Source organism: Thalassospira xianhensis MCCC 1A02616, assembly GCF_003326475.1.
GTDB lineage: Bacteria > Pseudomonadota > Alphaproteobacteria > Rhodospirillales > Thalassospiraceae > Thalassospira > Thalassospira xianhensis.
This window is the reverse complement of record NZ_JPWA01000060.1, coordinates 1-13514: the sequence shown is the minus strand read 5'-3', so window position 1 is coordinate 13514 and position 13514 is coordinate 1. Positions and strand designations below refer to the sequence as shown.

4 protein-coding genes and 1 pseudogene are annotated in these 13514 nt (G+C 57.6%); 3 read left to right on the top strand and 2 right to left on the bottom strand.

Going from position 1 to position 13514, the window contains the following annotated elements; translation table 11 throughout:
* The 3 genes and pseudogenes from TH5_RS24315 to TH5_RS24305 form a co-directional block, all read left to right on the top strand.
* Window positions 1-251: pseudogene (locus tag TH5_RS24315) on the top strand (prohibitin family protein); the annotation flags it as partial.
* A 101-nt stretch (window positions 252-352) separates the two neighbouring features.
* Window positions 353-913, top strand: a complete 561-nt coding sequence (locus tag TH5_RS24310) for a YcjF family protein (RefSeq protein ID WP_114124033.1) — start codon at window positions 353-355, stop codon at window positions 911-913.
* A 98-nt stretch (window positions 914-1011) separates the two neighbouring features.
* Window positions 1012-1773: a 4'-phosphopantetheinyl transferase family protein gene (locus TH5_RS24305; protein ID WP_114124032.1), complete on the top strand. Its 762-nt coding sequence runs from the start codon at window positions 1012-1014 to the stop codon at window positions 1771-1773.
* A gap of 12 nt (window positions 1774-1785) precedes the next feature.
* Here TH5_RS24305 and TH5_RS24300 read toward each other — a convergent pair whose 3' ends face one another.
* Window positions 1786-5310 (bottom strand): alpha/beta fold hydrolase, encoded by a 3525-nt coding sequence (locus TH5_RS24300; protein ID WP_114124031.1) that lies wholly within the window; start codon window positions 5308-5310, stop codon window positions 1786-1788.
* On the bottom strand, window positions 5310-13502 hold the full coding sequence (locus tag TH5_RS24295; RefSeq protein ID WP_244205029.1) for a non-ribosomal peptide synthetase: 8193 nt from the start codon (window positions 13500-13502) through the stop codon (window positions 5310-5312). The genes TH5_RS24300 and TH5_RS24295 overlap by 1 nt, the downstream gene beginning before the upstream one ends.
* Window positions 13503-13514: the final 12 nt, after the last annotated feature.

The window sequence follows — 13514 nt, the reverse complement described above, 5'->3', positions numbered from 1 at the left end:
CGGCAAATTCGAACACGCAGCCGGTCACACCCCCGATGAAACCGGCCGCCCCGACAAGCCCGACAGCCGGCGCGTCAGAGGATGTTTCAACAGCGGGTAAAACCGCCGGAGATGTTTTGAAATCGATTGCCCCGATCTTTGATCCGTCCGGTAGTGACGGGGGCGGTGTCGTGAAACAGAGCGACATGGAACCGGTCGCGACACACGAGAGTGCGGGGCAGCCTGAAATTTCAAAAACCGGTAGCAAATAAAGGGTGTTGCACGTTGCTACTTCCGGTTAGTTCAGGTAAAGTTAAAGAATAAATTTTGCGTGCAGATCATCAACCTAAAGGTAGACATTCAAGAGGCGATAATGAGCGAAGCAGAAACCATCGAAGAGACTGAAGAAGTGGCCGTCGCGAAGGCGGAAGAAATTCGTGCACAGTCCCGTGACTGCATCCATCGTCATAGCGTTTATGCTGCGGTTGGTGGTCTTGTTCCGATCCCGTTCCTTGAAATGGCCACCAGCAGCACCATTCAGGTGCGGATGCTTGCAAAGCTTTGCGACATTTATGGTGTTCCGTTCTCCGAGAATGCGATTAAGAGTTCGATTTCGACCCTGGTTGCAACGGTTCTGCCGATGACCGGTGTCGGTTATGCAACGGCGGCACTGGTGCGCAAGGTTCCGGTTGTCGGCACGATCTTTGGCGTTGTCGCCATGCCGACCTTTGCCGGTGCCTGCACCTATGCGTTGGGTCGTGTTTTCGCCTGGCACTTTGCCAAGGGCGGAACGGTTGCCGATTTCGACGCCGATGAAATGAAAGGTCGTTTCAAGGACGAATTCGAAGACGGCAAACGCAAGGCGTCCGAATTTGTCAAAGGCGGCAAAACCACTGCCAAACCGGCAGCAGGTGCCACGACCGCCAAGGCCTGATTGATCATCAGGTTTTCAGATTGTATTTCGGGAATGCCCAAAGCATGCTTTGGGCATTCTTTTTTGTCTGTTTCTGATGACGCGTAAAAGGCCACCGCATGCCCCCGATCAAAACCCATCGTCTTGTGTTCGAGCGCCCGAAGGGCACCGGCACATTTGCGCCGTCCGATATCCTGCGGGCGACGCTGGCGGTTTTTGATCTTGGGGATATGGACGATGCCGGGTGTAAGAAACTGGCAGAAAGCCAGTTGCATACCGCCGAAAAAGCCCGGCTGGCGGGATTCAAGCATGATCGCCGCCGGAAAAGTTTTATCAGCGGGCGGTTGGCGGCGAAGGCCGCGTTGGCGGCCCATTTGCCGGGGATTGACCCGCAATCGATTGAAATCGGATCAGGGGTATTTGATCAGCCGATGATGGTTGGCGGCGGGGAAGATGTGCAGGGCATGTCGGTTTCGCTATCGCATTCGGACCGGTTTGCGGTGGCGCTTGTGTTTCATCGTGCCCATCCGCTGGGCATTGATGTTGATCTGCCGGCGATCACGGATGTGCCCGCAATTCTGGACGGGATCGCGCCCGATATAAGGACGATGATCCGCGCCCATGATTTGGATGATCATGGGGCGGCCTGCCTGCTTTGGGTTGCGCGCGAAAGCCTTGCCAAGACCATTACCACGGGGATGATGACGCCGCTTGAACTTTACGCGCCGTCATCGATCGAGCACAACCGGGGCTGCTTTGAGGTGCGGTATGCCAATTTCGGGCAGTATCGCACCATCATCTGGCCCGGTGCGCAGGGGTGGCTTGGCCTGACATTGCCGGATCAAACGCGGTTCGATCCGGTAAGCCTGCCCTGGGCCTGAGTTTTCAGTCCATCATTTCGATTTTTCAAGATGACGGCGAATGCGTTCGGCGACTTCGATCACGTGGGGATCGAACATCATTGTTCCATGGGTGCCCCCAACCCATTCAAGGGTCAGGGCATCGCCCGCGACCCTTTGCCAGCCGCTATATTGATCGCCTTCGATGCTGGGGGCTGCGCGGGTTTCGGTTGTCGGGCGCAACAGCAGGACATCAATACCGTCAATTTTCGGCGGGACATAATGTACGGCTGCCAGTGCGTTATTCTGGAACACTGCAAGCAGGCGGCGCATGGTGCCGCGATCTGCCTCGTCGGGCAGAAGGTCGCAATTCTTGCCGCGTTCGAGCAACAGGTCGATGCGTTCTTCGGGGGTGAGCGGACGCAATTCGTCAACCGTGACAAGGCCGAGCTCGGCAAAGATATCGGCAAGATATTCTGCCTCGCCCTTGCGCAATATGGCGCGGACTGCATCGGGCACGGCAATCGCATCGAGCAGGATGATATTGCGCACATCAATGCCGGCCTGCTGCATGCGAAACGCTGCCTCGAACGCCAGCAATCCGCCGAAGCTCCAGCCGATGACATGGATCGGTCCGTCGGGGACGGTTTGACGGATGGCGGGCATGTAGGCGGCGACCATTTCCTCGACCGTGGGCTGCAAATTCTGGCCTTCTTCAAGGCCCTGTGCCTCGACCATGTAAAGTGGCTGATCGGGGCCGAATTCACGGGCAAGGTTTTGATAGCACAGCACATTGCCGCCGACCGGATGGAAGCAGACCATTGGCGGTTTGGTTCCCGATGCATTGACGGTGACAATCGGGCTTTTGACATGCCTGGCGTTTTCGCGTTCGGAAATGCGGGCAGCAAGTTTTTCGACCGAGGCGCAGGTGAACAGATCACCCAGCGGGATTTTGACGTTGGTGAGTTTGTTGATTTTTGACAGGAACTGAACCGCAAGGACGCTGTGGCCGCCGAGTTCAAAGAAATCGGCGGTGGCGTCATCGATGGTACAATCAAGGACTTCGCCCATCAGGCGGGCGACGGTTTTTTCATGGTCACTGCCAAGCGGCTTGGCAGTGACACCCGTTACCTGATCGGTGTTTTCGGGGACTGGAAGGCGTGAAAGGTCGATCTTGCCATTTACGGTCAGCGGCAGGTCATCCATCGTGATCAGGTGGCTGGGCACCATATAGTTCGGCAGGGCCTGTTCAAGTTTTGCCCTGCATGCAGATATGTCGAAACCGGCATGGGCATCGTCATCGGTGACGACGTAAGCGACCAGAACAACATTGCCGTTCTGATGGCGGTCATGGGCGACCACGGCCGCGCGGCGGATATGGGGATGTGTCAGCAGGGCATGTTCGACTTCGCCCAGTTCGATGCGGTTGCCGCGAACCTTGATCTGACCGTCTTCGCGGCCAAGGAAAATGATTTCGCCATCACTGCGCCGCCGCCCCATATCACCGGTGCGATAGACACGGTTGCCGTTGGGGTCGGTCATAAATTTCTGCGCGGTCAGGATCGGATCGTTCAGGTAACCGCGCGCGACACCGGCCCCGCCAATGCGAATTTCACCCGGAACACCATCGGGCAACGGGCGGCCCATATCATCGCAGATTTCCAGATAAACACCCTGAATGGACTTGCCAATCGGGGGTGGCAGGATCTGTTTGTGGTTGTGGGCGGTCATCACATACTGGGCCGATGAAACGCAGCATTCCGTCGGGCCATAGGCATTGACCAGTTTGCGGTCAGTCTGACCGGGCAGGGCAAAGAAACGTTCGACCAGTCGGCTTGAAACAGCTTCGCCGCCCAGAACCACCATTCTTGCCGGACAGGAAAGCCGGTTTTCTTCCCAGTAATCCAGCAGCAGGGAAAACAGGCTTGGCGTTGCGTCAAGCTGATCAATGGCGTTGGTGACTATCAGGTCATGCAGGGCTTCGGGGTCGCTTCGTGTGGCCGATCCGGTGATGTTCAGGCAATGCCCGTTCAGGATGGCTGCGAAAATCTGAACGATGGAGCCGTCAAAGGCAAAGGGCGCAACACAGGTCAGGTTAAGGGCGCGGTCGGGATTATCGGCTCCGATCTGTTTTAACTGCGTATCGTGAACCGACTGGGCAAGGTTCACAACCGATCCATGTTCGATCATTACACCCTTGGGTGTGCCGGTGGTGCCGCTGGTGAACAGGACATAGGCAAGATCGTTTGCCGATGTCTCGGTTGCAGGGCGCTGATCGTTCGCGGCATTGAGCGCAGCCAGATCGTGGCGGCGTTTCTTCGGCGCAACCGGGTATTTTGCCGCATTCGATGTCAGGACAAAATCGAATGTGTAGGGGGCGGGATCAAACCCGTCGGCATCGATGGCGGATCGGCTGGCGGCAAAGCCGCCCTGTTCGCGTGCCCAGTCTTCAAGAAAGCATTGCGGGACAAACAGGTCTTCGAGGAAATCAAGCCGGGTGTTGTAACCCTTGCCCACCGTCTCGCGGGCAAACCGGGCCAGATCGGCAAGGTAATCATCGCGGCGATCCGCATCCCAGACATTGCCAAGATAAATCGCCCCGCCCGGTGCGAGCAGGGTTTTTGCCTTTGTCAGGACCGTGCGCAGATAACCGTAACCGGGGAAGTTTTCGATGACGCTGTTCATGATGATCAGGTCAAACGAACCGGGTTCGTAAACATCGATATCATGCGCGCCAAGCTGCCGACCGATGACATGTGTCATGCCAAGATTGATCGCCAGTGCCTCGGTCCGTTCAACGTTGCGGCGTGCCAGATCGGTCGCGACATAGGTGCCGACCACCGGGGCGACGTGTTTCATGGTGAAGCCGGACGCGCAGCCGATTTCAAGCACACGGGCATTGCGCGATACCAGACCGGCGACCTTGTTGCGCGCATTCGCCCCGAAGGCATCCATGGCACTTTGTGCAATTGGTTGCCCGGTAAAGGCGCTTTTCCAGCCACCAGCAAGAATGTTATCGGCATCATCCCCGGCCAGATGATCCCACAGTTCAACCGACATCAGGGAACCGTGATTTTCCGTCAGGGTATCGATATCGTCATGGTCAAGGCATAGAATATCGGTGACGGTTTTGCTGCGCCACTGCAACTGGTGCAGATCGCCGATATGGGCGCCTTCGGATATGATTAGCGGTAGTGCTGCATTGCGGACCAGAGTGGTGCGGCGGATTAGCGGCACATTCGGATCAAGCGGCACAAAGGCAAAACCGGCGTTGAGGACGCCAAGGGTTGCCGCGATGTAATGGCGGTTGCGCCCGGTCATCACGCCGACAAGCGAGCCAACGGGCAGGTTAAGACCGGCAATGAAATGCGCGATACGATTGCTTTGACGATCAAGGTCGGCATAGCTGATTTCGCCGGACTCGTCGCGGGTTGCGATGCGATGCGGGTAAGACGCCGCAATTGACGCAAACCGGTCGATGATGCTGCCGGTTGTTGCCGATGGCGGAACATCGGGTGTGCGATCCATACCGGGCGTTGGCGTATCGAGGGTTTCAAAATCGAAATCGGCGATTTTCATTATGCGTCCTTTTGGGCGTTTTGTGCGGCGGCAGCAGCGAATTTGCCAAGGAAGGCCAACCAGCGCTGCATGGTTTCCGCATCAAACAGATCGGTGTCATATTCAAGCGTAAAGCGCGCCTGACCGGCTTCTTCGGTCAGGAACAGAATGATGTCATGTTTGGCCGTCGTGTTATCGACAAAGGCATCCATATTGGATGACAGGATGCCCGCAGCATCGGGGGCAAGCAACGGCAGGCCGGATTGAGCCCAGCCGTTTTGCGCCAATCCGCTTACGGCTTCGAAGCGCTGATATTCGAACACCACATTGACCAGTGGCTGACGGTTGGATTTGCGTTTTGGCGCGACGGCCCGGACCAGTTCATCAAACGGGAAATCCTGCCGGTCCAGCGCATTGGCAATATTGACATGGGTGGCACGGATCAGATCGACAAGATCGGTATCGTCGTCAAGCTGCATACGGATTGGCAGGACATTGACAAAGAAGCCGATCAAGCCTTCGGTTTCGATGCGTTCGCGTCCGGCAACACCCATGCCGATCACCATGTCGCGTTGGCGTGTCAGGCGATAAAGCATGGCGGAAAACAGCGACAGACCCACCGATGACAGGGTTGTTTTGTTCTGGCTGGCAAGCTGGTGCAGGCCCGATAAAACATCATCAGGCAGGGCAAGATGCACATGCGCCCCGCGGAAGGATTGTTTTTCGGGTACCGGCCGATCGGTTGGCAGATTGATCTGTTCCGGCGCATTGGCAAGCTGTTGACGCCAGTAATCGGCGGCATCTGCCCAATCCTGTCCGGATTGCCAATGAGCGAAATCCTTGTACGTGATCGGAAGTGGCGGCAGGGCATCGTTACGTTCATGAAGAACGGCATCATAAAGCGCGCCAAGTTCATTAATCAGGATGCGCGACGACCAGCCATCACCGACGATATGATGGGTCATCAGGATCATCAGGCTTTCATTGGCGGCCACCCGGATCACACGTCCGCAGATCAATGGCGGCTGATCAAGGATGATCGGTGTTGCGGCCTCAAGCCTTGTCAGGCGCAGGGCTTCGCGGGCCGGATCGGCATGCTCCGCAAGATCATCAAACGCGACTGCGGGCGGGGTGGTGGCGTGGATTTTCTGCGTGATCGTGCCGTCATGTTCGGCAAAGCCGGTGCGCAATGTTTCATGACGGTCCACCAGCCGGGTCAGGGCCGATTGCAGGATATCGGTGCGTAAATCACCGGTGCAGCGGAATACATAAAGCATGCCATAGGCGCCGCTATTGCCATCCATTTTTGAAAGAAGATAAAGCCGTTTTTGCGCGTGGCTGGCCGGGTAATATTCCATTGTCGGTGCGGCCGGGATTTGGCCATTGCCTGTGGCGTGGATATTGATGGTGGCATTGTCGATATGGCGGGCCAGCCCGATCACCGTGGGATCGGCAAAGAAGTCGGCCATACTGATGCGTTTGCCGGTCCGGTCCGCAAGGCGGTTTACGATCCGGATCGCCATCAGGCTGTGACCGCCAAGCTGGGTGAAGCTGGCGTGTCGGTTACGGATCGGGGTTGCGAAAACCTCGGTAAAGACATCGCAAACCAGTTCTTGTGCCGGGTTGGCGGGCGGGGTGTCGGTGCCGCCGTCAAGCGCTATCGCATTTGATTGCGTGCGCACCGTTTCGAGTAGCGCCTTGCGATCCACCTTGCCATTGGCGGTGATCGGGATGGTATCGACGATATGCCATTTCGCCGGGATCATGTAGCCGGGCAGATGTGTGCCAAGCCACGTCATCAGGGCAGGGATATCGATATCCTGATCCTGTATCGTCTGAATGCAGCCGATGATGGTACCGCCGTCAGGGGCGGTGGCATCAAACAGGGCAACGGCATTTTTGATACCCGGTGCGGATTGAAGCTGCTGTTCGATTTCATCCAGTTCGATGCGGAAGCCACGCAATTTGATTTGATTGTCGTGGCGACCGCCAAATTCGATCCGGCCATCGCGGGTCCAGCGGGCAAGGTCGCCGGTGCGATAAAGCCGTTGGCCGGGCTGATCGGGATCGGGGATGAACCGTTCGCGGGTCAGGTCGGGACGTTGCCAGTATTCACGCGCCAGCCGCGCCCCGCCAATCATCAATTCTCCCCACACCCCGACTGGCGCGCGTTGACCGTTCTGATCAAGGATCAGGGTTTTGGTATGGGCGATGGGTTTGCCAATGATGGTGGCATCGGTATCACCCGACAGATCATTTTCGGTGATCGGGCCGACAACGGCGAAGGTGGTGTTTTCGGTCGGGCCATAACCGTTCAGAACCGTGATGTGCGGGCATGCGTTGATAAAGTTTCTGACATGCTGTTTGCTTATGGCATCCCCACCGACCATCAGGATATCAAGTCCGGCAAGGGTTTGGGGATTATGATCGACCTGACGGTTGAACAGGCCGACACTCATGAACATTTTCGTGACGCCAAATTGCGACAGGGCATCGCCGAATTTGACCGGATCAAGCAGATCATCATGGTCAATGACGGCGATTTCGGCGCCGCGCAGCAGAGTGGCCCAGATTTCAAAGGTCGAGGCATCAAATGCCAGCGGGCCCGCCTGTGCCACCACATCAGAGGCAACGATTTTGGCATAATCCGCACCTAATGCCAATCGACGTACCGCCCCCTGTTCGATCAGAACCCCCTTGGGCGTTCCGGTCGAGCCGGAGGTATACATGATATAGGCCGGAAGGCCGTCCGGGCTGGTCAGTTCGGGCAGGGTGAAATCAGTTGGTGTCGGGGCGATGTCCGCGAGATTGATCTGTTGCGGGGATGGGGTAACGGTTTCGGACAAGGCACCCAATGCACCCAGCGCGTCATGACCGGCATCATCAACCAGAACCAGTTTGGCACCGCTGTCGGCAAGGATGAATTGATTGCGTGCCGCCGGATAGGCCGGATCAAGCGGGACATATCCCGCACCGATGGCGGTAATCCCGAGAATGGCGGCAATGGCCGGGCGACCGCGTTCAATATGCAGTGCAACCAGATCACCCGGTTCGATCCCTGCGGTTTGCAGGCAATGGGCAATGGCGCACGCATTGGCATGCAGTTCCCTAAAGGTCCATGTGTCGTTGGTATCGCGGATGGCAGGGGCATCGGGGGTGATGGATGCCTGTCTGGCGAATTTCGCAAAGATCCCGGCATGCGCATCCGCATCAAGGCGGGTGTCGGGTTCTGGTCCCTGTTCCCAGATTTCGATATTGGCTTTCTGATCATCTGGCAGAAGATCAAGGGACGCAATCGGGGTCGTGCTTGCGGTGGTGTCCGCCGCAACCAGCTTTTGCAGGGTTTTCGTGAAGATGTGACCGAGTTCGATCATGCGGTCGCGATCGAACATATCGGCATAATAATCAAACGAGATGACCATTCGTTCCGGCAGGTCGCGGACAAATATCGCCAGATCGTTTTTGCATTGCTGCCGTCCAAGACCGATGGGGCGCATCGATTTGGCCTGATCATCCGGCCCGTAATCGCCTTGCGCATAGTTCATGTAAGACAGGGATACTTCCGAGAGCAGGGTGCGTTCAGGCTCGGCCGGTGGCGAAAGATCATCCAGCAGCAGATCTAGGAAATAGGCCCGATGGCGCAGGGCATCGATATGATGGTTTTGCACCTTGTGCAGAAGGGATGCGAAGGTTTCATCATCAGCAATCTGCATGCGGAGCGGCAGAAGCGAAACCATCATGCCCGGCACATTGCGGAAACCAGCACCATCGCGCTGATTGACCGGGACACTGATGACCAGATCATCGGTGGCGGCGATCCTGCCAAGGACGGCAAACCATGTCGTCATCATCAGCGAGAACATGGTGACGCGTTGGTCGGATGCGAATTTGCGCGCCGATTTCAGCACCGCTAGATCGATATCAAACGCGACGATTTCGCCGGTGAAACTGTGGATGGCCGGGCGCCTGCGATCAGACGGCAGATCCAGTTTCGGAAGCGGTCCCTGATAAAGGGAAAGCCAGTAATCACGTGCGGTTTCAAGCCGCTTCAGGCTTTCGGGTTGCTGGCTCCAGTACGCATAATCGCGAAGCTGATAGGGGAGCGGGGGCAAGGCCTGCCCGCGATAGATCGCCAGCAATTCCGACAGCAGCATTTCAATGGTAAAGCCATCGCAAACCGTGTGGTGGATATCAAAGAACAGTGCCTTTTGACCGTCGGCCGCACATAGCAGACGCCAGCGCGCGGGAATTTCCGTTGCCAGATCGAACGGCATGACAAGCTCTACACCGGCATCGTCAAGCGATACGGAAGCATCAAGTTCGATCAGCGTCAGATCGGGCAGGGCTTCGTTAAGTGGCAGAATTTTCATGACCCAGTCATCGCCATTGGCGATCAAGCGGGTGCGCAGGATTTCATGACGTTCGGTCAGGCGGGTGATGGCATCGCGCAGGCGATCAAGATCAACATTATCATCCAGCATGAAGGCATGCGGCAGGTTAAAGGCCGTGCCGAGATTGCCGCTTTGTTCGGCATGCAGAACCGAAACCTGTTCCGGGGCCAACGGATAGAATTCCATTTCGGGCGCGCAGCGGGGATCGGCTTCGACCTCGGTTTTGGTCTGTGCCGGTTCTGGTGCCGGCGACAGGGAAACGGGCGATGGTGTCGCTGTTTCAACGGATGACGATATCTTTGTGGCCAGTGCCGTCATCGTCGGGGTTTCAAACAGATCGGCAAGACCGATATTGCAGGCAAGTTCGGCATTCATGCGATCAACGATCTGCATGCCGGTGATGGAATCCCCACCAAGGGCATAGAAATCCTCGTCCGGGTCGATGGCGTCATAGCCAAGGATTTCGGCCCAGATTTTTGCAATCCTGTCTATCGGGGTGTGTGTTGCCCTGGCTGTTTCATGAAGTTCTGGCGTTTGCGCAATTGACGGGGCAAATTGCGCGGACAGGTCGGACACCGTCGGTGCGGCAAAAAGGTCCGAAATTGCCAGTGACAGTTTCAGTTCGGCATTGATGCGGTCGACTATCTGCATGCCGGTTATGGAATCGCCGCCAAGGGCAAAGAAATCATCATCCGGGGCGACGGCATCATAGCCAAGCGTTTCGGCCCAGATGGCGGCGATCCTTTGCGGGATATCCGGCGCGGATGCCGGTACAGATGGCTGTGTCGCTACGGATGGAGATACCGGTGCGGAAACGGGCTTTGCCGGTTGTGGGGGTGTTTCACCGGCAAGGGCGGGATCAAGCACGACAAGCTGTGCCGCGGTGCTATGCATGGCATCGCGCCAGAAGATCGGGGCCTGTTGCGGGGTGACACTGGCCCCATCCTGAAGCGGTACATTATGACGCGCCGCCATGCCCTGACCGGCAAGGGCGCACCAGTCGATGGTCAGGGCCGGGCGACCCTGTGACCTGCGGTAACGGGCAAAACCGTCAAGGAAGGCGTTGGCAGCACTATAGGCGGCCTGACCGGGCACACCGACGATGGCCGTCAGGCTGCCGAACATGACAAAAGCCTGCACCGGGTCATTTACGGTCAGGGCGTCAAGATGACGGGCGCCATTGATCTTGGCGGCCATGATCCCCTCGAACACGTCCATGTCCCGCACGGCCAGGAATCCGCCATCGGCAAGCCCGGCGGCATGGGCGATGGCCGTGATCGGGCCAAGGGTATTTCGGATCGTGGCAAGCGTATCGGACAGGGCGTTTTTATCGGCAACGTCGCAGGCATGGATCGATACCTTAATACCCTTGGCGCCAAGGTCGGCAAGTTTTGACTGCGCAACCGCATCAAGGCCGGTTTCGCCCCGACGTGCCAGAAGGGCGAGCGCGACTTTGCCACCCATCGCCATTTCTTCGGCAAGGGCCATGGCAAAGCCACCGGTACCACCGGTCACGATGCAGACGCCGTGACCGGGCCAGTTGGCCTTTGCCAGATTGCCCGCACCGGAAACCGGGCGGAGTTTGCGGCGATAACGCTTCTGATTACGATAAACCGAAACCGGATCGCGGCCCGGTCCGGCTGCCAGTTCACCACCAATAAGCGTGATGAAATCAGTACGTGCGATATCGGCAAAGCTCAAGACAAGTCGGGGTTCTTCGGTGCTTGCGGCGATGGCAACACCGGCCGCGGCACTTTGATCAGGATCATTGGGGATGGTGTCGCTATCGATCTGATAGCCACCACATCCGGTCACGACAAGCCGCATCCGTCCGCGCATGCCACGCAGCACATTGCGCAGGCAGCTGGCGGTGCGAAGGGCGATATCTTCGCCTGGTTGCAAGGCCAGAATGACGTTTTGCGCCGTTGCCAGCATATCCTTGCTGATGGCGTCGGGATGGGTGCGCTGGCAGGTAGCCGGCATTGGCCAGAAATCACCATCGGCAATCATGAGAGTGTTTTCAGGAACCGGTTGCGTTTCAACATTTTCCGACAGCCAGTCGATTTCAAGCAGTTCCTGCATGGTGGATAAGGTGGATGACGCCGTGCCGCTGCCATGCCGCGAGAAACGGATGCCGCGTATGGTCAGAAGCAGCTTCTGGCTTTGGGCATCAAAGAAGGAGAAGTCGGCCTGTCCCGGTTTATGGCGTTCGGTACAGACAAGGATATCGTCGGTAAAGGGCGCATGAAATGTGATTTCGTCAACGCCGACAGGAATGGAACCATTATCCTCTGCCGTCAGGATCATGCTGCATGCAATATCGGCCATGGCGGGATGAATGATCCAGTCACGCAGGTCGGCATGATATTGCGGTTTCAGTTTCAGATGCATCATCGCCATGGTTTCGTCCGCGCTGTATTGCATGGACACCCGGCAATCCCAACGGTTGCTGATCGTGATCGGCCCGTTCTGGGGGGCATAGGGGGCGATATTGGCCGTAAGGGTACATTTTGCGCGCGCATGGTCGAGCGACGGCAAACTGTCGTGATGACTGCTTTCCGGTGTATTATTGGCCCAGCGCGCGGTGGCAAAGACCGACCATTTGCCGTTTTTCAGGCGGCCACCCAGTTCGACAAGACCATCATTTCCAAGCATTAGCGTTGCTGTGCCATCGGGCAGAGCATTGGGAAGAAGGGTTTTTTGCCATTTCAGGTCGGAAATCCGCACGGCCGGATCGCCCGTGCCATTGCGGATAGCGGTGGTGATCATGGCAGGAACAGCCATGCCGACCAGTGTCGGTTGTCCGTTCAGATGATGTTCGCCCGTCGGCCAGAAGGACGGCGTGCCGACCGGAATGGCAAAGCAGCGCCCCCTTTCGGTTTCGAACGGGCCGGTCATGATGGCGATATCCGGTGCCCTGTTGCCACCAAAGACCGGTTTGCAGACGATTTTTGCAAATGACGCGTGGGGCAGGGATACGCGGCGCGCGCGAAAGTCGTCGGGCCAGACAAGATCGGCACCTTCGAGCCATTGGCGTGCATTGGCCATGGCATCGGCGAGATCGCCCAAAACCGCAGGGACAGACGATGCACCGGCGGCGGGTTTGGGGGCCGCGCAATGTGTCGTATCACCAGCGATCAATCCGGAAAGGGCGTTCAGAAGACTGTCGCGATCCGAAACCGCAACGGCGAAGCGATGCCTTAGCTGGTCGCGCCCGGTGGCAAGCGTGTGGCAGATGTCACGGACATCAAGGGTGGTGTCCTTGGCGATGGCGTGACGCAGCTTGGTGGCATAGTCGATTAATGCCGCCTCGTTGGCGGCAGACAGGGCAAGGATGAAGGTCCCGTTTTGCGCGGTTTCATCCTGTGCATTTGCCGCGTGTTTTGGGGCGGCTTCAAGGATCACATGGGCATTGATGCCACTTAGCCCGAAGGAACTGACACCAGCACGTCTTGGTGCGCCACGGTCCGCCAAGGGTTCAAGGCGGTTGGTCGGGCGCACCGGGGCGCGGGTAAAATCAATCCGGCTGTTGGGGGTTTCAAAGAAGGGTTGTGGCGGGGCCTGATCAAAGCGCAATGCCATGATGGCGCGTGCAAGACCAAGCGCCCCCGCAGCACCATCAAGATGCCCGTAATTGCCCTTGGCTGAGCCGATTAGCGCAAAGCCATGTTCATCCGTGCTTCCGGCGAAGGCACGGGTCAGGCCATCAATTTCAATCGGATCGCCAAGCGACGTGCCGGTGCCATGCGCCTCGATATAGGATAGCGATCCCAGTTCGATGTCGGCCGCGCGGGCCGCCTGCCGGATGACATCGGCCTGCATGGCCGGGTTGGG